Genomic DNA, 24,052 nt, shown 5'->3' on the forward strand with positions numbered 1-24,052 from the left:
ACACGAACAGGAGACAGCGTGGATACCTCCATCAAACATGGCTTGCTGACACTCATCGAGCGGGCCGCCCGCCTGACGGGACAGCACGTGCCCGCCGCCCGCCTGGCCGACCTGCAGCGCCAGCTCGATGACGTCGACGACAACGGCGCCCCCGGCGTGGTGTTGACCGCCATCTGGCAGGCGGCCGGGCTGGAAGGCGCGGCGCGCGCGCTGCACGAGCCGACGCCGGGCGAGCTGCCGTTCGCCGTCTACAGCGCCAGCACGGGCTGGGGCTTGCTGCAGTCGCGCGGTGCCGACGGCGCCTGGCGCGGCGAAGGCATCGACGGGCGCGCCTTGCAACTGGCCTCGCTGACCGGCCTGGCTTGCGTGGGCCTGCCGCGCCGCAGCGAAAAAAGCGGCGCCCGGCCCGGCGCCCTGGCCCTGGTGCGCAACGCCCTGTGGCTGAAGAAAAGCGTATTTGTCGACGCCGTGCTGGCCACGGCGCTGGTGACCCTGCTGACCATGGCCACCTCGCTGTTTTCCATGCAGGTGTACGACCGCGTGATCCCGAACCAGAGCTTCAGCACCCTGTGGGTACTGGTGGTGGGCGTGGCCCTGTCGATCGGCCTGGAATTCATCCTCAAGCAGGTGCGCAGCCGCATCGTCGACCACTCGTGCAATGACGTCGACCATGAACTGTCCGAGTGGTTTTTCCAGCGCATGCTGGGCATCCGCATGGAGGCGCGCCCCGCGTCCGTCGGTACCCTGGCGGCGCAGGTGAAAGGCTTTGAAATGGTGCGCGGCGTGCTCACGTCGACATCCCTGTTCGTACTGACGGACGTGCCCTTCGCCGTGATTTTTCTCGCCATGATCACCATCATCGGCGGCTGGCTGGTGGTGGTGCCGCTGGTGGCCCTGCCGCTGGCCCTCGCGTGCGGGCTGATGTTCCAGCGCGCCATCGAAAGCCATACGCGCAAGAACCTCAACGCCAGCAACCGCAAGGCCGGCTTGCTGGTGGAAGCCGTCGACGGCGTCGAAACGCTCAAGGGCAGCAGCGCCGAATGGATGATGCAGGCGCGCTGGGCCGAACTGGTGGCCGAGAGCAGCCACGCCGAGCAGAATATCCGCGACTATGCGGCCCTGTCGCAGAACATCACGGCCGCCTTCCAGCAGCTGACCAATGTGGCGCTGATCTCCATGGGCGCCTGGTTCGTGGCCGAAAACCAGATGACCATGGGCGCTCTGATGGCCTGCACCATCATCAGCAACCGCGCCCTGATGCCCATCGTGCAGCTGCCCGCCGTGATGGTGCAATGGGCGCATGCGCGCGCTTCGATCGACGGCCTGGAACAGGTCATCAGCCTGCCCAACGAAGCCGACAATGCGCAGTTCGCGCTGACGCCGCGCAGCCTCGACACGGGCTTGCGCTTCGAACGCATCCGCTTTACGTATGGCGGCGCGCAAAAGGTGGCGCTGGAAGTGGAAAACCTCGCCATCCGCCCCGGCGAGCGCGTCGGCCTGGTGGGCGCCATCGGCTCGGGCAAGAGCACCCTGCTGAAACTGGCCTCGGGCCTGTACCTACCGGCCGAGGGAAAAGCCTACCTGGGCGACGTCGACATGGCCCTGCTGGCGCCGGCCGTGGTGCGCGAAATGGTCGGCTACCTGCCGCAGGAAACGCGGCTGTTCAGCGGCACCCTGCGCGACAACCTGTTATTGGGACTGGCCGACCCGGGCGAGGAAGCCATCCTGGCCGCCGCCAAACGCACGGGCTTGATCGAGCTGATACTGGGCCAGCCACGGGGACTGGCACTCGGCATCACCGAAGGCGGACGGGGCGTGTCGGGCGGCCAGCGCCAGTTGATCGCCGTCACGCGCCTGCTGCTGGCCAAGCCGCGCATCTGGCTGCTCGACGAGCCGACGGGCGCCATGGATGCGAAGACGGAAGCGCGCATCGTCGGGCTATTGGGCGAGCTGGCGGCCGAAGGCGTGACCATGGTCGCCACCACGCACAAGAACGCCCTCCTGCCCCTGCTCGACCGCCTGGTGGTGCTGCAGGCGGGACGGGTGCTGCTGGACGGCCCGCGCGATGCCGTGCTGGCCAAGCTGTCGGGCAAACCGCAAGCCGTTCCCGCTTCCGCGCCCGCGTCGGTGGTCCAGGCTGCGGCAGCGCAAGGAGCCGTCGCATGAAACTGGCCAAGGTCGAAACGAGGGAAGAAGCGAAACGGGGCCGGGTGCTGATCTGGAGCTGCACGGCGGCGCTGGCGGGCGTCATCGCCTGGGCTTCGTGGGCGGAGCTGGACCAGGTCACGCGCGCCAACGGCCAGGTGATCGCCAGCTCGCGCAACCAGATCATCCAGGTGGCCGATGGGGGCGTGCTGGCCGAACTGCGCGTGCATGAAGGCAGCATCGTGAAGAAAGGCGAATTGCTGGCCCGTTTCGACCGCACGCGGGCCGAGACGAGCTACCTGGAAAGCACGGCCAAGGCGGCCGGGCTGAAGGCGGCCGTGGCGCGCCTGCAGGCGGAAGTGTTTGGCGGCGCGCCGAAGTTCCCGCCCGAACTGCAGGCGTTTCCGGAATTTCGCGCCAACCAGCTGGCCCTGTTCAGCAAGCGCCAGGGCGCCGTGCAGGCGGAAGTGAGCTCCCTGGAAAGCGCCATGAAACTGATCAAGGAAGAGCTGGAAATGAATCTGCCGCTGCTGGAAACGGGTGACGTCAGCCGCGCCGAAGTGCTGAAACTGCGGCGGCAGGTGGTCGACATCCAGGCGCAGATCACCAACCGCCGCAACAAATACCTGCAAGACAGCCAAACGGATCTGGTGAAAGCCCAGGAAGACCTGGCCGGCGTGCTGCAGACGGTGACCCAGCGCAAGGAGCAGCTGGGTTCGACGGACATTTACGCGCCCACCGACGGCATCGTGCGCAACGTGCGCCTCACCACTCTGGGCGGCGTGGCCAAGCCGGGCGAGGAAATCCTGCAGATCGTGCCCACGGACGATGACCTGATCATCGAAGCGAAGGTCAAACCGGCCGACATCGCCTTCATCAAGCCCGGCCTGCCCACGGCCGTGAAACTGGACGCCTATGACTACGGCATCTACGGCCGCCTGCGCGGCACCGTCAGCTACATCAGCGCGGACACTTTAAGCGAAGACAACAAGGGCAACGAGCAGCCGTACTACCGCGTGCAGATCAAGACCAGCGGGCGCAACCTGATGGGCAAGAATGGCGAGCCGATTCTGATCCAGCCCGGCATGACGGCCACCGTGGAAATCAACACGGGCCGCAAGACGGTCTTGCGCTACCTGACGAAACCGATCACCAAGACGTTCTCGGAGTCGATGGGAGAGCGGTGACGCAGCGGGCTGCGTCACCGGCAGGCTTCAAACGGCCGGTTTCAATCGACCGATGACGCTGGCCACCTTGGCCGTGATCATGTCGACCGCGGGGCCATTGGCGCCGTGCGGCAAGATGACGTCGGCATTGCGCTTGGTCGGTTCGATGAATTGCTTGTGCATCGGGCGCACGGTTTCCAGGTATTGCTCGATGACGCTTTCCACCGAACGGCCACGTTCCGTGATATCGCGTTGCATGCGGCGGATGAAGCGCACGTCGGAGGCCGTGTCGACGAAGATCTTCAGCGACATCATGTTGCGCAAGTCTTCGTCATACAGGGCAAACAGGCCCTCGATGACGATCACCGGCGCCGGCTTGACCAAGATGGTCCTGTCGGAGCGGTTGTGCAGCGTGAAGTCGTACTCGGGCATCTCGATCGATTCGCCATTGCGCAAGGCCTGGATGTGCTGCACCAGCAATGGCCACTCGAACGCCTGCGGATGGTCGTAATTCTGCTGCCGGCGCACTTCAGGGGAGAGATGGGTTTGGTCGCAGTAGTAGTCGTCCTGCATCACGACCGAGACCATGTCGGCGCCGAACGACGCCAGCACTTGTTGGGATACGGTGGACTTGCCACTGCCGCTTCCGCCAGCGACACCAATAACAAACGGTTGGAAGGAAATAGTATTCATGCCGAATGATACCGGAAACATGAGCGGTCCGACAGGGAGCGGCTGCAACGCCGGGCCCGTCACGCGCCATGCATCAGTCGTGCATACAGCTCGGCCACCCGCTCTGCCGTGATGCCGTCGCGCTGCTCCACCGCCAGCGGATGATCCGTCGGTTCCAGCTCGATGGCCGGGCGCAGGCCATCGTCGCGCAGGTGCACGCGGGTTTTCAGGTTCAGGGTGTCCGGATACACGGGAAGCTGCGTGCTGAGCCAGCCGAAGAAGGGGCCGATGTGCGCCCGTTTGGCATCGTTGAAGCAGGCGTCCCAGGCATCGAAGCTGTCGCCGCTCAGCGATACCCACACGCCCCAGCTGAACGGCTCGTCCGCGCCGTGCACGGGAATGTCGATGGTGGCGCGCACGAAGCAGTGCGCTTCGTCGACGATGCAGGCGTCGCTGTCGAGCTGGCAGCGCGCGGTCCGTTCGGCGGGCGCCATCTGCTCGTACAGCCACGGCGCATCGGCGCCAAAGCTGGGCATGCCCGTGTGGGTCTCGCCGCAGGAGCGGCACAGGAAGGAAAAAGTCATGTGGGAGGTACGCTTGGTCGAATTGTTTGTGGTGTTGCATGCAAAGAGTTACGTGGGGAAACCGTGCGCTTGGCATTCGGGCAAGATGATATTCTAAACAAGCCCAAGATGCACAGACGGGACGCATCGCGCCACGGGCATTGCATGCCTGGACTCTTTCAGTATCGATCGACTATTTACCTGGAATGAACAATGAACGAAGAAAAATTTTGGCAGCTGATAGAGCAAATCGACCGTGAAGCCCTGCAAGACGGCGACGCCGATGCTGCGGTGGAACCATTGACCGAAGCCCTCGCCGAGTTGCCGGTCAAGGACATCAAGGGCTTCGAGGAGTGCCTGGCGCAGGCACTGTACCAGCTCGATGGCAAGGTGTTTGCGGAGCAGGCCGGTGATTCAGGGAAGTCGGATGACAGTTTCCTGTATGCGCGCTGTTTCGTCGTCGGCTCGGGCAAGGCCACGTACGACAGCGTTCTGGCCGACCCCACACTGATGCCCGATCAAACGGACGCGTGGCTGGAAGAACTGTTGAGCGTCGCTCCCGAGGCCTGGTCCGAGAAGACAGGGCGCGACACCGATGACTGGGATTTTACCGCCAGCGTCGCCTATGAAACCGGAAGCAATTCCGCCGCCTGGCCTGGCTAAGACGGCAATGGACGCCATCGCCGCAAGCAGGGCGCATATCCAGCAGGCCGATGGCGATGCCGGGCACTGGGAGACGCACATGGCGGCGGCTGAAGCCGTGTTGCGCAGCGCCTTGCAAGCGGCTCGGCAAGACACGGCCCTGATCACTTGCCTGGGCGCCGTGCTGTGCGACCAGGGCAAGTACAGGGACGCCGTCAACGTACTGGAAACAGCGCTCAAGCTGGGCTCGACGGACAGCCATACCCATTACAACCTGGGGGTGGCCTTGGCGGGACTGGCAAAGCCGCGCAAGGCCATCGCGCAATTTGGCAAGGCGCAGGGTCTTGCCGCTTCCAGCCTGACCTGGACCGCCTATTTCGACCCGCAGGCCCAATAGGCGCGTGCCCTGAAAACTATTCGAACTGCTTGCGGAACGCCTCGAACTGCGCCGCCAGGCCATCGAAATCGCTGCGCAATTGCAGCACTTCCTGTTCCAGCTGGGCGACCCTGCTGCCCTGCTGCGGCGCGCTGACGGCGCCAGCAAAACCGGCCGCCGTCTCGATCTGCGCCAGCGCCTCTTCGCCGCCCAGCAGATGGCCGTAGCGCGGTTCCTTGGCACCGGGAGCGACGGCCAGCTTGGCCACCAGCGGCGGGTATTTGTCGATCAAGAATTGCAGGCCGGCTTCCACTTCCGCCACGGACTTGAATTCATGCACCCTGCCGCTGCGGCTGCGGATCTCGCCTGCCGTCTGCAAGCCGCGCAGCATCAAGATCGTCAGGATGGCCAGCTTGTCCTGTTCCAGCGACCACTTGATGCGCATGCGGTGTTCGTACTTGGCGACACGCGCACCCGCCTGCGTGATGCCGTTGACGAATTTGCGCTGCATCAAACGCTGCAACACGTCGTAGACGGTTTCTTCGGACAGGGCCATGACGGGGTCGCGGCTGGACAGCTGGTTGCAGCCGTTCGTCAGCGCGTTCAGCGACAGCGGATAGCTGTCCGGCGTCAGCGCTTCCTTTTCGGCCAGCACGGCCAGCACGCGGATCTCGAAGGGGTCGAGCAGATTCGGATTGTCGCTGCTTTTCTCTGCTGCGTTTGCGTCTGTAGTCATGCCTGTATCCTTAATCAACCAGCTTGTTCATTTGCTCGGAATCAAATTTATCACACTCGGGCACGCCCTGGCAGCAGATGCCTGCCGCCTTCAGGGTGGCGAGGATGGTCTCGATGCGCTGTTCCTGCGCCACGGCGTGCGTGATCAAGCCTTGCAGGGCTTTCGACAGGGGATCGTCGCCGTTGGGCGTGACGCCATACGCGGCGAACAAATGGGCCGTGCTGCCCTCGCGCAGGGCGCTGACATCCTTTTGCACGATGTGCGCGGGGTTGCCGACGGCCGTGGCGCCGGACGGCACGGGTTTCAGCAGCACGGCGTTCGAGCCTACCTTGGCGTACTCGCCCACCGTGAAGCTGCCCAGCACTTGCGCGCCGGCACCGACGATGACGCCCCGTTCCAGGGTCGGATGGCGTTTGCTGCCGCTGTGCAGCGAGGTGCCGCCCAAAGTGACTCCCTGGTAGATGGTGCAGTCGTCGCCGACGACGGCCGTCTCGCCGATCACCACGCCGAAACCATGGTCGATGAAGACGCGCCGGCCGATGACGGCGCCCGGATGGATCTCGATGCCCGTGATGATGCGGCCGATATACGAAATGAAGCGCCCTACCCACTTCATGTGCCGCGTCCAGCACCAGTGCGCCCAGCCGTGCATGACGATGGCGTGCAAGCCCGGATAACAGGTCAGCACCTCCCAGCCATTGCGGGCGGCGGGGTCACGTTCAATGATGCTGTTGATATCTTCGCGCAGGTGGTGGAACATAATGACAATGAATAAGGTGGAACGCAAATGGTAGCGTATTCGGCGGCGTGCTGCCGGGGAGGCAGATAAACAACCGCCGCCTCAAGGGCGGCGGCATATAAAGAAGCGCTACAAAACGTTCAGGGCAAGGCGCATTGCCGAAGACAGTACGCAAGTACGGCGAGGCAATGCAACGCCGCCCTGGACGTTTTTTAGCCTTCTTTCGCAATCCGCTGGCGGCGGGCTTCGTACAGACAAACGCCGGAAGCGACCGACACGTTCAAGCTCTCGACGGAGCCGAACATCGGGATGCTGACGAGGATATCGCAGGTGTCGCGCGTCAAACGGCGCATGCCTTCGCCTTCGGAACCCATGACGAGGGCCGTCGGGCCCGTGAAATCGGCTTCGTACAAGCCTTTTTCGCCGTCGTCCGACGTACCGATCAGCCAGATGCCGCGTTCCTTGAGTTCACGCATGGTACGCGCCAGATTCGTCACGGTGATGTACGGAACGGTTTCGGCGGCGCCGCTGGCGACCTTGGCGGCCGTGGCGTTCAGGCCCACGGCGCGGTCCTTCGGCACGATGACGGCATGTGCGCCAACGCCGTCGGCCACGCGCAGGCAGGCGCCCAGGTTGTGCGGGTCGGTGATGCCGTCGAGAATCAACAGCAGCGGCGGGCCGTCGATAGCGTCCAGCAACTCATCGAGATTGCGCGCCAGCGACAGTTGCGAGGCAAACGCGATCACGCCCTGGTGGCGGCGCGTGCCGACGATCTTGTCCAGACGCGATGAGTCGACAGGCATGACGCGCACGTTGGCAGCCTTGGCGGCGGCGATCATATCCTTCATGCGGCCGTCGACGCGGCTGGCATCGACAAAAATTTCTTCCACGGACGACGCTTCATGACGCAGACGCGAGGTGACGGCGTGGAAGCCGAAAATCATTTTATTCTTCATTATTTATCGTTTCTTCTTGCTTGTTTTTGATACAGATACAGTTTTTGCTGCTCGTGGTGCCGCCGCAGCGGGTGCCGCGGCTGGTTTCTTGCTGCGTTTCGGCGCGGCGGCCTTGGGCGCCGCCGCCTTCGGGGTTTCCTTCAGCGCGGCCTTGGCTGCAGGCTTGGCTTGCGCCTTGGCGCCGTTGGCACGGCCGCCGGAACCATTGCCGGGTTTGCCACCGTTGTTGACGCTGGTTTTGATCTCATGGCGCTGCTCGGTCGCTGGACCGGGCTTGACCATCGATTTCTTTTCGCCCTTGCGCTTGCCGCTGCCGTTCGGCTTGGCTGGCGCTTCTTCGCCCGCCAGTTCCGCATCGGTGACCAGGCGCAGGTCGATCTTGCGCGTTTCCAGGTCGACACGCGCCACTTGCACCGTCAGACGGTCGGTCAATTGATAACGCTTGCCCGTGCGTTCGCCGCGCAATTCATGGCGCGCGTCGTCGTACTGGAAGTAATCGGTGCCCAGCTCGGTGACGTGCACCAGGCCTTCGACAAACAGGGTATCGAGTTGCACGAACACGCCAAACGTGGTCACGCCCGTGATGGTGCCGGTAAACTCTTCGCCCAGCTTGTCTTGCATGAAGTAGCACTTCAGCCAGGCTTCCACGTCGCGCGACGCTTCGTCGGCGCGGCGCTCGTTGGCCGAGCAATGCACGCCCAGCGCGTCCCAGATGGTCAAATCCGTCTTCTTCGGCTTGCCGTCGGCCTTGTCCTTCGCCTGCTGCTTGCGCGTGGCGTTCGACACGTTCGTGTTCAGCACGGTCTTTTCGGACAGCTTCGGCTCGTATTTCTTGCCTTGCAGAATGGCCTTGATGGCGCGGTGCGTCAGCAGGTCGGGATAGCGGCGGATCGGGCTGGTGAAGTGGGCATACGCCTCGTAGGCCAGACCGAAGTGGCCGATATTGTCCGGGCTGTAGACGGCTTGCTGCATCGAGCGCAGCAGCATCGTTTGCAGCAGGGCCGCGTCGGGACGCGCCTTGATCTGCTGCATCAGGGTCTGGTAATCGGATGCCGATGGCGTGTCGCCGCCCGTCAGGTTCAGGCCCACCTGCTTGAGGAAGGTGCGCACTTGCGTGAGCTTTTCCTTGGTCGGGCTGGCATGGATGCGGTAGGTGCCGGGGTGCTTGTTGCGCAGCAACAAATCCGCCGCGCAAACGTTGGCCGCCAGCATGCACTCTTCGATGATCTTGTGCGCTTCGTTGCGCGTGCGGGGGATGATCTTTTCGATCTTGCCGGCGCTATTGCAGACGATATACGTTTCCGTCGTCTCGAAATCGATGGCGCCCCGCTCCGTGCGTGCTTTCAGCAAGGCGCGGTAGACGGCTTCCAGGTTCTGCAGGTGCGGCAGGATGTCCGCGCGGCGCGCCGCTTCGGGTCCCTTGGTATTGCCCAGCACGGCAGCGACTTCGTCGTAGGTCAAGCGCGCGGCCGAATGGATGACGGCCGGGTAGAACTGGTAAGCCTTCAACTCGCCCTTGTCGCTGACGACGGCGTCGCAGACGAGGGTCAGGCGGTCGACGGCCGGGTTCAGCGAGCACAGGCCATTCGACAGCTTTTCCGGCAGCATCGGGATGACGCGGCGCGGGAAGTAGACGGACGTGCTGCGCTCGAGCGCATCGACATCGAGCGCGTCGTTCGGTTTCACGTAATGGCTGACGTCGGCAATCGCCACGATCAGGCGGAAGCAGTTGGCGCGGCCGATCTTGACGGGTTCGCAATACACGGCATCGTCGAAATCGCGCGCGTCCTCGCCATCAATGGTGACCAATGGCACGTCGCGCAGGTCGACACGGTCTTTCAGGTCGGCGGCGCGCACTTCGAATGGCAGCTTTTCAGCTTGTTTGAGGGCGGCGGCGGAAAAGACGTGCGGCACGTTGAATTTACGTACGGCAATCTCGATTTCCATGCCGGGATCGTCGAGCGCACCGAGCACTTCGACGATCTTGCCGACCGGCTGCTTGAAGCGCATCGGTTGCTCCGTCAGCTCGACGCTGACGATCTGGCCGGCCTTCGCCTTGCCCACCGAACCGGTGACCAAAATGTCCTGGCCGATGCGCTGGTCTTCCGGCGCCACGACCCAGGTACCGTTTTCCTGGATCAGGCGGCCGATGACGTGGGTATTGGCGCGGTAGGTGACTTCGACGATCGTTCCTTCCGGACGGCCGCGGCGGTCCGTGCCGACGATGCGGGCCATGACCTTGTCGCCATGCAGTACTTTCTGCATTTCTTTCTCAGGCAGGAACAGGTCGGCGCTGGCGTCGTCGGGAATGACAAAGCCGAAGCCGTCGCGGTGGCTGGTGACGCGACCGGCGACAAGCGCGCTCTGGTCGGCCAGGCTGAAAACACCGCTGGCGTCAGACTTGAGCTGGCCGTCGCGCTCCATCGCCTTCAGGCGACGGACCAGGACATCCATGGAATCGGCATGCACTTGCAGCGTTTTCCCGAGAGACTGCGGGTCGAGAGGCGCGCTGACGCTGCGGAATATGCCGAGAATGTCCTCCCGGCTGGGGATGGTGTGGGTATTTTGGCTCAAAAGTATTTCTATAGTTGTTATTGACAGTGATCAAACGGAAGACAAAGACCGATGACATCACCGTCAATATTGACACGGTGATGTCCGGTAGTGTACCGGAGGACGCCTTGGTTTGCCTAACGGACAGCGTAGCGGAAACCGAACAAGTGCCCCGCCGATGAAAAAAAGGAGAAAAGCTGCGCAATGCATTTGACTTCGGCAAATATTGCTCTATAATCTCGGTCTCTTGCAGCGACAAACCTTCACGGGGATGCAGTTGCAGGAAAGCGGTACAGGGTTGATGTGCAGTATGGAGCGAAAGCTCATCTGGCGCAAAACTCTTCAAGTCGCTATAATAGCAGAATTGTTGTGAAGTTATTTTTCAACAAGTACTCGAGCAGTAAAAGTAATAAGTCACAGCAGCATCAGTGCCCACGTGGCGGAATTGGTAGACGCGCATGGTTCAGGTCCATGTGCCTTCGGGTGTAGGGGTTCGAGTCCCTTCGTGGGCACCATTACCTAATTCGCAAAAAAGCCGCAAACTTTCACGAGTTTGCGGCTTTTTTCATTTCCGAGACGAAAACCCATTTCCCCCTCCCCGCAATCGCCACGCACCTGCCAGGCGATGACATTCACTCCCCGCACTCCAGCGAACGCCATCCGTCATCAAAAACGCTGAAAAAATAGGCAGATTCAGCCTTTTTTCATAGGGAAAAGCCCTTTTCAGGCGAAAAAACATGTTTCTTGCAGAAAAGTGCAAAATGTTGATTGACCGAATGCGCGCCAGCCCTTATGATTTTGTCCTCGCTGCAGAACATGCAGCGACAAGCAGCAAGCAGTAACAATGCCCACGTGGCGGAATTGGTAGACGCGCATGGTTCAGGTCCATGTGCCTTCGGGTGTAGGGGTTCGAGTCCCTTCGTGGGCACCACCAGCAACAAGTTGTTCATTGTTGTGATCCGCAGTAAAGTAGTCGATAGCAGTAAAAGCAGCACAATGCCCACGTGGCGGAATTGGTAGACGCGCATGGTTCAGGTCCATGTGCCTTCGGGTGTAGGGGTTCGAGTCCCTTCGTGGGCACCACCAGCAACGAGTCGTTTTCGTTGTAGTCCGCAGTACAGTAGTGAGATATAGCAGTAGCAGCATCAGTGCCCACGTGGCGGAATTGGTAGACGCGCATGGTTCAGGTCCATGTGCCTTCGGGTGTAGGGGTTCGAGTCCCTTCGTGGGCACCATTACCTAATTCGCAAAAAAGCCGCAAACTTTCACGAGTTTGCGGCTTTTTTCATTCCAGAATGATTCCAGAATGCCGCATCCCTGCGGCACCCTCCCCTTATTTGGCCAGCGCCGCCTTCACGGCGTCATGCAGACTCGTCGTCGGACGGCCAATCAGCGCGCTCAATTGCTTGCCATGGTCTTCCAGGCCGCCCTTGGCCGCGCCCGCATCGGAATCGGCCAGCAAGTCGGCAAAGCCTTCCGGCACGCCCACGCCCACCAGCGCCGCCTTGAAGTCCGCCTGCGGCATATCCTTGTACGCGATCGCCTTGCCCGACTGGCGCGCCACTTCGGCCGCATATTCCGCCAGGGTAAAGCCCTGGTCGCCTGCCAGTTCATAGATGGCTTGCGGCTGGGTCGCCGTCAGCACGGCAGCGGCGGCCGCCGCGTAGTCGAGACGCGCGGCCGACGAGAAACGCCCGTTTTGCGCCGCGCCCAGCACGACGCCATGCTCGAGCACGGGCGCCAGGTGTTCCGTATGGTTTTCCAGGTACCAGCCGTTGCGCAGGAAAGTGTATGGCAGGCCGGATGCGCGGATGGCCGCTTCCGTGACGACGTGCTCGGAGGCCAGGCCCAGCGGCGACGTGTCGGCGCGCAAGACGCTGGTATAGGCCAGCAGGGCTACGCCGGCGCGCTTGGCCGCATCGATGACGTTCTGGTGCTGCTGCGCGCGCTGGCCCACTTCGCTCGACGAGATCAGCAGGATTTTCGTTGCACCCTTGAACGCCGCATCGAGGCTGGCGCCATCGTTGTAATCGGCCTGGCGCACTTGCACGCCCAGTGCGGCCAGGCTGGCGGCCTTGGCCGGGTTGCGCACGGCGGCGATGATGTTGGCTGCAGGGACGGATTTGAGCAGGCTGGCAATGACGTGCTGGCCCAGGTTGCCTGTGGCGCCGGTGATGACGATCATGATTTCTCCTTGGTACGTGGGTGGTAAAACCCTATAATAGGACTATTACTTACTTATTGTAAGTACGTACCTTTTGGTAAGTATAAATAAAATCTCATTAACGAGGCCAACTATCATGTCCACAGACACTCCCGGCGCCAGCCTGCGCGCCGCCCTCGCCCGCCAAAACCAGGGCGCGCACCTGCTGGCGGCCGCCTGCCCGTCGCGCGCCGTGCTCAGCCACCTGACCAGCCGCTGGGCCGTGCTGGTGCTGGTACTGCTGCTGAGCGGCACGCGGCGCTTCAGCGAACTGCGCCGCGAAGTGGGCGGCGTCAGCGAAAAAATGCTGGCGCAAACCCTGGAAGCGCTGGCGGGCGACGGCTTCGTGCTGCGCCAGGCGTACCTGGTGATCCCGCCCAAGGTGGAGTACAGCCTTACGCCGCTGGGACGCGAGGCGGCCGAACGCCTGGCCGTGCTGGTCGACTGGATCGAGGATAATTACCCGCGCATCGAACGGGCGCGCACCGACCTGGCCACGGCGCCTGCCGTGCAAAACGCCGCGTGAACGAGGGCCATCCGCATTGCTTTTAGTCATCAAGAATTATCGTTTACTCCTACTTGCCTTGATGTAATACTAGGCCCATGAAACGCGTAAGGGCGCGACACCATGAACCAGTTGATTTCTTCCATCACTGACCGGGCCAATGTGCTGCTGGTCAGCAATTCGCCGAACGATGTGCGCGAACTGCTGTATGTGCTGGACCGGCATAACCTGGGCACGGGACTGGCGGGCGATATCGACGAGGGCGTGGAACTGGCGGCCGGCGGCACGGACCTGATCCTGCTCGACGCGGCCCTGGCGGGCACGAATATCGGCGCCACCTGCATGCGCTTGCGCAATGCGGGCGGACGCCACGGCGTACCCCTGCTGCTGATGTCGGCCACCCCCAGCGCCGAAGAGCAAGGCCGCAGCGTGGGCGCCGGCGCTTCCGACTACATCAAGATGCCCTTCAATGCGCGCGACGTGGCGGAAAAAATCCTCATGGAACTGGCGCTGCACAAGGCCGAGGCGCCCGCGCCGCGCGCTGCCACGCCGCCGCGCCCCCTGCATCCGCAAACGCTGGAAGTCAATTACCACTCCATCCTGGCCGGTTCGCCCGACGCCGTGCTGCTGTTCGATATCGACAACCGCCTGCTGATCGACGCCAACCACCTGGCCGAAGAATTGTTCGGCATGCCGCTGGCCGAGCTGCTGCAAGGCGGCATGGAGCCGCTGTTCCCCAGGCACCAGAGCGATGGCCGCGCCTCGCCGCAACTGCTGGAAGAAAAGATCCGCGATACCTTGCAAGGCAAGATCGTCGTCTTCCGCGCCAGTTGCTGCCACCGCGACAGCCACCCGATCGCCTGCGAAATCCGCCTGATGCGCCTGTCCGTGCCCGGCCGCCAGCTGGTGCATGCGCGCATCATCGACTTGACCGAACGCAACCTCGCCGAAGCGATGCGCTCGGGCCAGAGCGCCCTGCTGGAAATGGTCGCCAAGGGCGCGCCGCTGATCCCCACCCTGAACCACTTGCTGCTGCTGATCGAAGGCCAGTCGCGCGGCGTGCTCTGCTCCATCATGCTGCTCGACGACGACGGCATCCACATGCATAGCGCGGCCGGCCCCAGCCTGCCGGCCGAATACATGGCCCTGCTCGAAGGCGTGGCCATCGGCCCCGGCGTGGGCTCCTGCGGCACGGCCATGTTCCTGCGCGAACCGGTGGTCGTCACCGACATCATGCGCGATCCGCTGTGGGCGCCCTACCGCGAGCTGGCGGCGCCATTCGGCTTGCGCGCCTGCTGGTCGCGCCCCATCTTCGGCCAGGATGGCACCGTGCTCGGTTCCTTCGCCATGTACTACCGCGAAGTGCGCCAGCCCGACGCGCGCGACCTGGAGCTGATCGACACGGCCACCGACCTGGCCGGCATCGCGATTGGCCGCATGCGCCACGAACGCGAGCTGCAGCGCCACCGCGCCCACCTGGAAGAGCTGGTGGCCGAACGCACGGCGGCGCTGACCCAGGCCAAGGAACACTCGGAGCAGATGAACCTCGAATTGGCCGCCGCGCTGGAAAACCTGTCCATCACGCAAGAAGAACTGGTGCGCCGCGACAAGCTGGCCGCGCTGGGCGCGCTGGTGGCCGGCATCGCGCACGAACTCAATACGCCGATCGGCAACGGCCTGGTGGTGGCCACCACGATGGCCGAGCGCACGCGCGAAATCCAGGCCAGCTTCCTCGACGGCTTGCGCCGCTCCGAACTGGGCGCCTACCTGACCCAGGCCAGCGAGGCGGACGCCATCATGCTGCGCAACCTGCAGCGCGCCGCCGACCTGGTGTCGAGCTTCAAGCAGATCGCCGTCGACCGCGCCAGCTCGCAGCGCCGCCACTTCCTGCTGCGCCAGTTCATCGCCGAACTGATGCTGCCCATGTCGACGCCGCTCAAGGCCGCCGGCCTGAGCCTGACGCAGGACGTGCCCGAAGGCCTGGCCATGGACAGCTATCCGGGTCCGCTGGGCCAGGTCCTGAGCAACCTGCTGGAAAACTGCCTGCGCCACGCCTTCGAGGGCCGCAGCGGCGGCACCATCGCCATCACCGCGCGCGGCAGCGACGACGGGCAGACGATCACCCTGTCCATCGCCGACACGGGCGTGGGCATCGCCGCCGATGACCTCGTGCATGTCTACGACCCCTTCTTCACGACCAAGCTCGGTTCCGGCGGGTCGGGCCTGGGCCTGCATGTGGCGCACAACATCGTCACGGGCGTGCTGGGCGGCCATATCCATGTTGCCAGCAGCACCGGCGACGGCAGCGGCACCACGTTCACCCTGCAGCTGCCCGCCGCCGCGCCGCAAGCGCCCGCCCCCTGACGGGCAAGCGCGCTACAATGCCAGCAAGCATTTCTTTCGGAGCACCCATGAAATACCTTATCGCCACTGCCCTGCTGGCAGTTTGCGCTGGCGCAATGGCCGGACCTGCCCCCTGGTACAAATGGCGCAGCAAGATCGACGGCACCCTGTCGTGCGCCCAATCGACCCTGGGATTTGGCTGGGAACTGGCCTCGGGACCGTACAAAGATAGCCGTTGCGAAAAACCGGCGCTTGTTAAATAATGGGGCCATGACCACACGGGGCACCGGCTTGAGAGCAAGCGATGGCAATGCGGCGTCGAAAGAGTATGGAACGATAAGAACGTATCTATTCAAACCGAGGAGACCACATGTTTACGAATCCCGAACAATTCGCAACGGCCACCAAGGCCCTGTTTGAATTCCAGCTGATGACCTTCAACACCCTCACCTCCAAGGCCGTGCAAGGCGTGGAACAGGTCTTGGCGCTGAACATGGCCACCGCCAAGTCCGGCATCGAGGATGGCCTAGCCGCCAGCAAGGAAATCAGCCAGGCCAAGGATCCGAAGGCCGCCATGGCCGCCGCCGCCGCCCAGCTGCAACCGGGCGTGGCCGGCGCGAAAGCGTATAAACAGCAACTCGACGACATCATCAAGGAAATCCACACGGAATTCACGACGGCCGCCGAAGCCCATGTGGCCGAAGCGAAAAGCAATTTGAGCGCCCTGATCTACGACGTGACGAAAAACGTGCCGCCAGGCTCGGAAAACGCCGTCGCCATCGTCAAGGCCGCCATCGACAACGCCTTCCTCGGCTACGAACAAGTGACCAAGGCCACGAAACAGGCCGTGAAAACGGTGGAAGAGCAGATCGCCAAGGCCAGCGCGCAAGTGGCGCAGGCCACGGAAAAGGCGACGGGCGGCGCCACCGCCGCGGCTGAAAAGGCGGCGCCTGCCGCCAAGCCGAAGGCTGCCAAGAAGTAATTTGACAAGAAGTCCGTACACACCTATCGGGGCCTGATTCCTCAGGTCCCGATAGGCATGATCCGGTACACGCAGCGCCGCCCCCCCTCCAGCAGATATTCGCTGCGTTCCACCGTGCAATCGTCCCCCAATACCCGCTGAAAGATGGCCAGTTCGGCGCGGCAGAAATTCTGGCACGCCTTGGCGGCCGCACAGATCGGGCAATGGTTTTCCACCAGCAAGACACTGCCATCGTCCTGCGGTTCCGCATGGGCCATATAACCTTCGCCATCGCGCGCCCGCGCCAGGCTATCCACCCGTTGCGCCAGATCAAGCCCCGGGTCGACCAGCTTGCCGTAGGCGGCTTCGCTGCTGCGCTCGCGCGCGCCGATCAGTCTATCCAGCCCCTCGTCGCCGAACAGGGTTTTTACTTGCGCGATCAATTCCAGGGTCAGGTCGGCATGGCGGTCGGGAAAGCGCGCGTGGCCCGCTGGCGTCAGCTGCCAGCGCCGCGACGGGCGCCCCACCTTGTCGGCCACGTCCCCGCAAGCCACCAGACCCTTGTCCTGCGCCGCTTCCAGCTGGCGCCGCGCGCCCATGGAGGTGATATCGAGCAAGGCCGCCAGCTGCTGCGCCGTCTGCGGCCCGCGCATCTTCAGCAGGAACAGCGTCTGCTCAGACGTATTCATGCCACGGCCTCGGCATCGACTGCACCGGCCAGCTGGCGGCGCCAGGCGGCCATGCGCCACGCGGCCCAGGCGGCAGAACAGGCGCCCGCGACGAGGATCAGCCGCGTATCGATCAGGGTCAGCACGGAGCCGCTGAGGGCGACGACGATGTTGGCGATGCAAAAGGTGGTGGCCAGCAAGCCCATCACGGCGCCCTGGCCGTGCGCGCTGAAGCGCTCGGCGCACCAGCCCTGGATCACCGTGTTGTACAGCGCATTCGGAATACCGAACAGCACGATGGCGGCGATGCCCACCCAGATATTGCCAAGCGCCAAGATTCCCACGGCCAGCGCCACGCCGCACGCATACCAGCTGGCGCGCAGCAGCGGCGCATGGCGGCTGGGACCGCCCGCCAGCAGTGAAGTGATGGTCATCGTGCCGCACAGGCCCACATTCACCCAGGCAATCTCTTGCGCATGGTAATTGGCCGTCTCGACCAGCCACAGCGGATAGAACTCGTAAAAGCTGGCCACGCCGCAAGTCAGCGCCAGTTGCACGATGAACAGGGTGCGCAGCTCGTCATGGCGCAGCAAATTGAGCGAATGGCGGTCGCGCGCCACTTGCCACCACGACGTCGTCAGCAGGGACGGCGTTTCGCGCGGCAAGCCCACGGCCACCAGCACGGCGACCAGCATCAGGGCGGCGGCGGCGATCCAGAACGGCACCGTCACGCCCCAATGCAGGGTGGCGCCCGCCAGGATCGGCCCCACCAGCCAGCCCAGGTAAAACGCGCCATTCAGCCAGGACATGGCGCGCAGGCGCAGCGGTCCCGTCAGCTGGTCGGCCAGCATGGCGCGCGCCACGGCGCCGTTCCCCTCCAGCAAACCGGTGATGAAACGGGCGACGATGAACAGGGGATAGGACTGGATCACCAGCGCCCAGGCCGTGACGGCGTGGCCGATGGCGGCGCCCACGGCCGTGCGCATCAGCAAGGGGCGGCGGCCATAGCGGTCCGACAGCGGCCCCAGCAAGGCCGAGCCGATCAGCAAGCCCAGCGGGTTGATGGTCAGCGCCAGGCCGAACAGCAGTTTCGATGGCAAGCCGAGGAAATTGTTGAAGGCATTCGGCGCCTCGGCCGCGAACAGGGGCGGCAGGATCGGGTACGGCAGGGAGGCGCCGATGGTCGACAGCAATGCCAGCAAACAGGCGGCGGAAATCAGGATGATGTTTTTCATGCGGGCTCGATGGAGATGGTCTGGCCAGACTACGTGAGCACGCCATATAAGTAAACTAAAATGTTTATTAATTATGCGCATCATTGTCGCCGTGGGGCCAGCCGTGCGCGCCATCGCCTCGGCTATCATTGCAGCATGACTCACGTTGAACAGGGCAAACATGACACTGGCAGAAATTGAACAGCAACACGGCTTCACTTATCCTGCGCTGTACCGGCAGCTGGACCGCGACGGCATGCTGGCCGTGGGCGAATACGGCCCCGACTGGTACAAGCTGGTCTATCCCACCTTGACAGAGCGGCCCACCCTGCTGCTGCATGCGGACGATTTCGAGTTGCTGAGCGTCAAAGCCGCAGCGGCAGCCATGGAAGAACTGGCCGATCCCGACGATTACCGGCAGATCGATCCCGCCTTCCGCTTCATCCCGTTCGCGCAAACGGGCGCGGGCGATCACTACTGCTTTTTCGCGTCTGGCCAGCAAGACGGCGACATGCCCGTCGTGCTGCTGTGGCATGACCAGGATGAAGCCCAATATCTGGCAAAGAACCTGCAGGATTTCCTGTTTCACATGTTGTTGAACAGCATGGCCGACCAGGATACGTACAACGACGTCAGCGATGATGAATTCAAGGAACAACTGGCAAACACCCTGGGCACGCATGCGCGCTACCTGACGGCGCGCCAGGCCGAAGTGCTGCAATCCTTGCTGGCCAGGGACATCATCGATTACGACGTGCTGTTGCCGAAGGGGCGCAAGGAAGCGCACCGGGGCTTGTTGAGCGATATCGAACTGGCTGGCCTGCGCGCGGAACTGATTCCCTACGAAAAGTTCGACAGCTGTTTTGCCTACAGCACGGCTGGCTGAACATAAAATCGCTGGGCAAGCGGCGGCTGAAGGTTTAAACTGTATATAAACACAGTAAAACCGATCACCTTGCCCTATTGCCCCCATGTTGAGAGTCCTGGAAAATCCCCTGTACTATCTGGATAATTTCCAGGGTGTGCTGAGCTGGATCAGCGCGCGTTACGCCGATCTGCTGAGTATTGAGGAAACGCAGTTCATCGCCGACTTCGGCGCACTGCCGCTGCCGTCGCGCGCCCTGTTCGTGCGCCTCGTCATGCGCAAGGGTTGCTTGTTTCGCGCCAGCAAGCTCAATTATCCGGAAATCGGCGACACGCGCGCGGCCGCCCTGCCCTTGCTGGCATCGGGCTGGGTGGTGGCCGATCCGGTCATTTCTCTAGACGAGCTGTTCGAGCTGCTGCTGAAAGCGGAAATCGCCCAGGCCTTCGACCTCGCCGCGCCCCTGAAGGCGGCGCGCAAAGCGGAACAATTGGACACCTTGCGCGAACAGCATGTGAGTGAGAAGGCGTTTTCCGCGTGGTATCCCGCTTCCGGCGACGTGCTGTACCGCCTCGGCCTGCAAGCCCTGTGCGACCGTTTGCGCCTGATTTACTTTGGCAACTATCACCAGGATTGGTCGGAATTCGTGCTGTCCGACCTGGGCGTGTACCAGTATGAAAAAGTGGAATTCTCGCCCGCTTCGCGCGGTTTTCGCACGCGCCAGGATATCGAGCACTATGAAGTGCTGCACCAGTGCCGCGAACGCTACAACGACAGCGCGCCAGCCGCCGAGGTGCTGCAGGAACTGGCGGCGCTGCCCTTGTCGCAGGACAATACCTGGCTGGCCAGCCGGCGCGACAAGCTGCGCTTCCAGATCGCCCAGCACCTGGAGAAATGCCAGGACTGGCCGGCCGCCTACCGCGCCTATGCCGATTGCCGCTATCCGGGCGCGCGTGGCCGCGCCATCCGCGTGCTGGAAAAAGATGAACAGCCGCAAGCGGCCTACGAACGCCTGCTGATCGCCCTGGCCGCGCCGGAAAGCGAAGCGGAACAGCAATTGCTGCTGCGCATGGCCCCCCGTTTGCGGCGCAAGCTGGGCCATGCGAAGCAGGCGGCCAACGCAGCAGCAGCCGTGGAGCGCATCGACCTGCGGCTGCCCTGCCCTGAGCAAGCGTGCTACGTGGAAGGCGTGGTGCAGCAACACCTGATGCAGGATGACGCGCCCGTGTATTACGTGGAAAACACCCTGATCAACTCACTGTTCGGCCTGCTGTGCTGGCCCGCCATCTTCAAGGCCATGCCGGGCGCCTTCTTCCACCCATTTCACCGTGGCCCGGCCGACTTGCACAGCGCCGATTTTTACCTGCGCCGCAGCCTGGACTTTGCCGCTTGCCTGGCGCAGCTGGACGACGGCAGTTACCAGGCCACCATCCGCGCCACGCTTGCCGCCAAGCACGGCATCGTCTCGCCCTTCGTCAGCTGGGACGTGCTGGACGACGGCTTGCTGGACCTGGCGCTGACCTGCATCCCGGCCTTTCATCTGAAGAAGGCGTTCGAGCGCATCTTGCTCGACATCAAAAGCAACCGCAGCGGCTTTCCCGATTTAATCCAGTTCTGGCCGGCCGAACGGCGCTACCGCATGATCGAAGTCAAGGGGCCGGGCGACCGCCTGCAAGACAACCAGCTGCGCTGGATCGCGTATTGCGCCGAGCACGCCATGCCCGTCAGCGTTTGCTACCTGCAGTGGGAGGCGGCCGCATGAGCGTCAAGCGGTACACGATCGCCGTGCGCGCCCTGTGCGAATTCACGGCCAAGGCAGGCGACCTGGACTTGCGCTTCACCCCGTCCCCCACGGCGCAGGAAGGCATGGCCGGGCACGCCACCGTCACTGGCCGGCGCGACGACGATTACCAGCGAGAAATCAGCCTGTCCGGCGACTTCGGCCCCCTGCACGTGCGGGGCCGCGCCGACGGCTACGACCCGGCGCGGCGCCAGCTGGAAGAGATCAAGACTTACCGGGGCGAACTGGACACGATGCCCGCCAACCACCGCCAGTTGCACTGGGCGCAGGCGCGCATCTATGGCCATTTGCTGTGCCAGCAGCTGAACCTGCCCATGCTGCGCGTGGCGCTCGTGTATTTCGATATCGCAAGCCAGAAGGAAACGGTCATGCACGAGGAATGCACGGCCGAGGCGCTGCGCCTTTTCTTCGAACAGCATTGCGCGCTATTCCTCGACTGGGCCGAACAGGAACTGGCGCACCGCGCCAGCCGCGATGCACAGCTGACCAGCATGGCGTTTCCCCATGCCGACTTCCGCCCGGGGCAGCGCCAGCTGGCCGAAGCCATGTACAAGGCCAGCAGCCGTGGCTGCGGCTTGCTGGCGCAGGCGCCGACGGGCATCGGCAAGACGGTGGGCAGCCTGTTTCCCATGTTGAAGGCGACGGCCGCGCATGGCCTGGATAAACTGTTTTTCCTCGCCGCCAAGGTGCCGGGACGCCAGATGGCGCTCGACGCCTGCGCCATCCTCAAGGAGAGCGCGCCCCTGCTGCCCCTGCGCGTGCTGGAACTGAGCGCCAAGAGCAGCGCCTGCGAACATCCTGACAAAGCCTGTCATGGCCAGTCGTGTCCGCTGGCAAAGGGTTTTTACGACCGCTTGCCGCTGGCGCGCGAGGTGGCGCTGGCCAGCGGTTTGATCCTGGACAAGGAAGCCGTGCGCGCCATCGCCTTGCAGCAAGGTATTTGCCCGTATTACCTGGGCATGGAGCTGGCCCGCTGGAGCGACGTCGTCATCGGCGACTACAATTATTACTTCGACCTCAGCGCGATGCTGTACAGCATGACCCTGGCCCACGACTGGAAAGTCAATGTGCTGGTCGACGAAGCGCACAATATGGTGTCGCGCGCGCGCAGCATGTATTCGGCCGAGCTGGCGCAGATCGACCTGAAAATGCTGCGCAAGTTCGCGCCGGAGGGCTTGAAAAAGCCGCTGGACCGCCTCTCGCGCCAGTGGACGGCCTTGTTGAAAGAACAGGATGGCGATTACCACGTGCATGCGGCGTTGCCGGACAAATTCTTTGGCGCCCTGCAAGGGGTGGCCACGGCCATCGGCGACTACCTGGCCGAACATGCCGCCACGCTGGACGAGGACTTGCAGCGCTTTTACTTTGACGTGCTGCTGATCAACCGCCTGGCGGAAAGCTTTGGCGAGCATTCGCTGTTCGACGTCAGCAAGACGGATACCGGTTCCACCGTCTGCCTCCGCAACATCGTCCCGGCACCGTTTCTCAAGGAGCGCTTCGCGGCCAGCCACAGCACGGCCCTGTTTTCCGCCACCCTGAGTCCGTGGAATTACTACAGCGACACTCTGGGCATGCCGGCCGACACGGCCTGGGTCGACGTGGAATCGCCTTTCCAGGCGGAGCAATTGTCCGTGCGCGTGGCCGACAGCATTTCCACGCGCTACCAGCACCGCGCCGCCTCGCTGCTGCCCATCGCCCAGCTGATGGCGAAGCAATACGCAGAAACGCCGGGCAACTACCTGGCCTTCTTCAGCAGCTTCGACTACATGGAAAAGACGGCCCACTTGTTCGCCCAGCATTACCCGGACGTGCCACTCTGGCAACAGCCGCGCCGCATGGACGACGCTGCCCGCTCGCAATTTTTGGGCCGTTTCGGCCTGGACACGCGCGGCATCGGCTTTGCCGTGCTCGGCGGCGCGTTCGGCGAAGGCATCGACTTGCCCGGCGCGCGCCTGATCGGCGCCTTCATCGCCACCCTGGGTTTGCCGCAGATCAATCCCGTCAACGAGCAAATTCGCCAGCGCATGGGCGACATCTTCGGCGCCGGCTACGACTACACGTATCTGTATCCGGGCATGCAAAAGGTGGTGCAGGCGGCAGGCAGGGTCATCCGCACGCAATCGGACAAGGGCGTCGTCTACCTGATCGACGACCGCTTTTCCCGCCCGGAAATCCGCCAGCTACTGCCCACGTGGTGGGATGTGCAGCTAGCCAACCATTAACCTCAGCTTCTGATACCCCGCCTTGCTCACGGGTATCCTCGTGTCATCGCGCAGGATGGCCACGTGGCTGTCTTTCGTTGCCGCCTCGATGCGGCGGATGCCGTCGATATTGAGCAGGTATGACCGGTGCACGCGCAGGAACTTGGCGGGGTCGAGCTGGGTTTCCAGCTCGCTCAGGCGCTGGCTTTTCAGGTAGGACTTGCCCTCGGAACGGATGCTGATGTAGTCATCCTGCGCCTCGATGTAATCGATGCGCGCGCTGGCGATGACATGGACCTTGGCGCCGTCGCGTATCAGCACGCGGTCCAGTGGCGCTGCGCGCGTGGCCGCTTCGCGCGCCACCGTCAGCACCGTCTCGGGCGTGCTGCGGCTGGCGCGCGCATGGGCCAGCGCCTGGTCGAAGCGCTGTTCGCTGAACGGTTTCAGCAGGTAATCCAGGGCATGGCATTCGAATGCCTTCAAGGCGTACTGGTCGTAGGCCGTGACAAAGATCAAGCGCGTCTTTGCGCCGATCAGTTCCGCCACTTCAAAACCGTCCAGGCGCGGCATCTGGATGTCGAGAAACACCAGTTCCGGTTCCAGCTCCGCGATGGCCTTGACAGCCTCGAAGCCGTTGGCGCACTCGGCCACGATGTCGATATCGTCGTGGCGCGCCAGGTATTCGCGCAACACGCTGCGCGCCAGCAGCTCATCGTCAACGATGGCGACCCGCATTCTTGCCTGCA

21 protein-coding genes and 4 tRNA genes are annotated in these 24,052 nt (G+C 63.3%); 15 read left to right on the plus strand and 10 right to left on the minus strand.

Translation table 11 applies throughout. The features are described 5' to 3' along the window. Window positions 1-18 precede the first annotated feature (18 nt). Window positions 19-2,166, plus strand: a complete 2,148-nt coding sequence (locus O3300_RS14450) for an ATP-binding cassette domain-containing protein (protein WP_305053347.1) — start codon at window positions 19-21, stop codon at window positions 2,164-2,166. Beyond that, window positions 2,163-3,332 carry an HlyD family type I secretion periplasmic adaptor subunit gene (locus O3300_RS14455; RefSeq protein WP_099664688.1) on the plus strand — a complete coding sequence of 390 codons (1,170 nt, stop codon included), beginning with the start codon at window positions 2,163-2,165 and terminating at the stop codon, window positions 3,330-3,332. The genes O3300_RS14450 and O3300_RS14455 overlap by 4 nt, the downstream gene beginning before the upstream one ends. Before the next feature lie 27 nt (window positions 3,333-3,359). On the opposite strand, the gene udk is transcribed toward O3300_RS14455, so the two are convergent. Next, entirely contained in the window at window positions 3,360-4,004 is a 645-nt protein-coding gene (gene udk, locus O3300_RS14460; RefSeq protein WP_099668153.1) for a uridine kinase, read from the minus strand. Between the two features lie 59 nt (window positions 4,005-4,063). Beyond that, complete coding sequence (locus O3300_RS14465; RefSeq protein ID WP_305053348.1) at window positions 4,064-4,567, minus strand: DUF2199 domain-containing protein; 504 nt, start codon at window positions 4,565-4,567, stop codon at window positions 4,064-4,066. 192 nt (window positions 4,568-4,759) lie between these two features. On the opposite strand from O3300_RS14465, the gene O3300_RS14470 reads away from it, so the two are divergent. Then, window positions 4,760-5,209, plus strand: coding sequence for a DUF4240 domain-containing protein (locus tag O3300_RS14470; protein WP_305053349.1), 450 nt, complete (start codon window positions 4,760-4,762; stop codon window positions 5,207-5,209). Between the two features lie 7 nt (window positions 5,210-5,216). Next, window positions 5,217-5,585 (plus strand): tetratricopeptide repeat protein, encoded by a 369-nt coding sequence (locus tag O3300_RS14475; protein WP_305053350.1) that lies wholly within the window; start codon window positions 5,217-5,219, stop codon window positions 5,583-5,585. 16 nt (window positions 5,586-5,601) lie between these two features. Here O3300_RS14475 and O3300_RS14480 read toward each other — a convergent pair whose 3' ends face one another. From O3300_RS14480 to rnr, 4 genes are all read right to left on the minus strand, one after another. After that, window positions 5,602-6,300 carry a YceH family protein gene (locus O3300_RS14480; protein WP_070260269.1) on the minus strand — a complete coding sequence of 233 codons (699 nt, stop codon included), beginning with the start codon at window positions 6,298-6,300 and terminating at the stop codon, window positions 5,602-5,604. Between the two features lie 10 nt (window positions 6,301-6,310). Further along, on the minus strand, window positions 6,311-7,060 hold the full coding sequence (gene cysE, locus O3300_RS14485) for a serine O-acetyltransferase (protein WP_099664693.1): 750 nt from the start codon (window positions 7,058-7,060) through the stop codon (window positions 6,311-6,313). A gap of 191 nt (window positions 7,061-7,251) precedes the next feature. Continuing rightward, complete coding sequence (rlmB, locus tag O3300_RS14490) at window positions 7,252-7,995, minus strand: 23S rRNA (guanosine(2251)-2'-O)-methyltransferase RlmB (protein WP_034784003.1); 744 nt, start codon at window positions 7,993-7,995, stop codon at window positions 7,252-7,254. Window positions 7,996-7,998: 3 nt separating this feature from the next. Continuing rightward, window positions 7,999-10,569: a ribonuclease R gene (gene rnr, locus O3300_RS14495; protein WP_305053351.1), complete on the minus strand. Its 2,571-nt coding sequence runs from the start codon at window positions 10,567-10,569 to the stop codon at window positions 7,999-8,001. A gap of 409 nt (window positions 10,570-10,978) precedes the next feature. Between rnr and O3300_RS14500 the strand changes: the two genes are divergently transcribed. From O3300_RS14500 to O3300_RS14515, 4 genes are all read left to right on the plus strand, one after another. Further along, window positions 10,979-11,063: transfer RNA gene (locus O3300_RS14500), tRNA-Leu, on the plus strand. Between the two features lie 331 nt (window positions 11,064-11,394). After that, a tRNA-Leu gene (locus tag O3300_RS14505) sits at window positions 11,395-11,479 on the plus strand. Window positions 11,480-11,546: 67 nt separating this feature from the next. Then, window positions 11,547-11,631, plus strand: a tRNA-Leu gene (locus tag O3300_RS14510). A gap of 67 nt (window positions 11,632-11,698) precedes the next feature. After that, window positions 11,699-11,783: transfer RNA gene (locus tag O3300_RS14515), tRNA-Leu, on the plus strand. 98 nt (window positions 11,784-11,881) lie between these two features. Here the strand turns inward: O3300_RS14515 and O3300_RS14520 are convergent. Continuing rightward, a complete protein-coding gene (locus tag O3300_RS14520; protein ID WP_289906639.1) occupies window positions 11,882-12,733 on the minus strand; it encodes an SDR family oxidoreductase in 852 nt (283 codons plus the stop codon). A 115-nt stretch (window positions 12,734-12,848) separates the two neighbouring features. On the opposite strand from O3300_RS14520, the gene O3300_RS14525 reads away from it, so the two are divergent. The 4 genes from O3300_RS14525 (at window position 12,849) to phaP (ending at window position 16,581) form a co-directional block, all read left to right on the plus strand. Then, on the plus strand, window positions 12,849-13,277 hold the full coding sequence (locus O3300_RS14525) for a helix-turn-helix domain-containing protein (RefSeq protein WP_305053352.1): 429 nt from the start codon (window positions 12,849-12,851) through the stop codon (window positions 13,275-13,277). 102 nt (window positions 13,278-13,379) lie between these two features. Beyond that, window positions 13,380-15,620, plus strand: a complete 2,241-nt coding sequence (locus O3300_RS14530; protein ID WP_305053353.1) for an ATP-binding protein — start codon at window positions 13,380-13,382, stop codon at window positions 15,618-15,620. Between the two features lie 47 nt (window positions 15,621-15,667). Next, window positions 15,668-15,862, plus strand: coding sequence for a hypothetical protein (locus O3300_RS14535; protein ID WP_099664698.1), 195 nt, complete (start codon window positions 15,668-15,670; stop codon window positions 15,860-15,862). A gap of 107 nt (window positions 15,863-15,969) precedes the next feature. Continuing rightward, window positions 15,970-16,581: a TIGR01841 family phasin gene (gene phaP, locus O3300_RS14540; RefSeq protein WP_077402186.1), complete on the plus strand. Its 612-nt coding sequence runs from the start codon at window positions 15,970-15,972 to the stop codon at window positions 16,579-16,581. Between the two features lie 41 nt (window positions 16,582-16,622). On the opposite strand, the gene O3300_RS14545 is transcribed toward phaP, so the two are convergent. Both O3300_RS14545 and O3300_RS14550 read right to left on the minus strand, forming a co-directional pair. Then, window positions 16,623-17,249, minus strand: a complete 627-nt coding sequence (locus O3300_RS14545; protein ID WP_305053354.1) for a metalloregulator ArsR/SmtB family transcription factor — start codon at window positions 17,247-17,249, stop codon at window positions 16,623-16,625. Next, window positions 17,246-18,463: an MFS transporter gene (locus O3300_RS14550; protein ID WP_305053355.1), complete on the minus strand. Its 1,218-nt coding sequence runs from the start codon at window positions 18,461-18,463 to the stop codon at window positions 17,246-17,248. Before O3300_RS14550 ends, O3300_RS14545 begins: the two co-directional genes overlap by 4 nt. A 160-nt stretch (window positions 18,464-18,623) precedes the next feature. Here O3300_RS14550 and O3300_RS14555 point away from each other — a divergent pair, with 160 nt between their 5' ends. From O3300_RS14555 to O3300_RS14565, 3 genes are all read left to right on the plus strand, one after another. Further along, window positions 18,624-19,328: an SMI1/KNR4 family protein gene (locus O3300_RS14555; RefSeq protein WP_305053356.1), complete on the plus strand. Its 705-nt coding sequence runs from the start codon at window positions 18,624-18,626 to the stop codon at window positions 19,326-19,328. An 85-nt stretch (window positions 19,329-19,413) separates the two neighbouring features. After that, the gene (locus tag O3300_RS14560; protein WP_305053357.1) at window positions 19,414-21,066 is read left to right on the plus strand and encodes a VRR-NUC domain-containing protein; all 1,653 of its coding nucleotides are present in this window, start codon (window positions 19,414-19,416) and stop codon (window positions 21,064-21,066) included. Further along, a complete protein-coding gene (locus O3300_RS14565; protein WP_305053358.1) occupies window positions 21,063-23,327 on the plus strand; it encodes an ATP-dependent DNA helicase in 2,265 nt (754 codons plus the stop codon). The genes O3300_RS14560 and O3300_RS14565 overlap by 4 nt, the downstream gene beginning before the upstream one ends. Here the strand turns inward: O3300_RS14565 and O3300_RS14570 are convergent. Further along, on the minus strand, window positions 23,313-24,041 hold the full coding sequence (locus O3300_RS14570) for a LytTR family DNA-binding domain-containing protein (RefSeq protein ID WP_305053592.1): 729 nt from the start codon (window positions 24,039-24,041) through the stop codon (window positions 23,313-23,315). The two genes, O3300_RS14565 and O3300_RS14570, sit on opposite strands and share 15 nt — an antisense overlap. Between the last annotated feature and the right edge of the window lie 11 nt (window positions 24,042-24,052).

Source organism: Janthinobacterium sp. SUN206 (assembly GCF_030587305.1).
In the GTDB taxonomy this organism is placed as follows: domain Bacteria; phylum Pseudomonadota; class Gammaproteobacteria; order Burkholderiales; family Burkholderiaceae_D; genus Janthinobacterium; species Janthinobacterium kumbetense.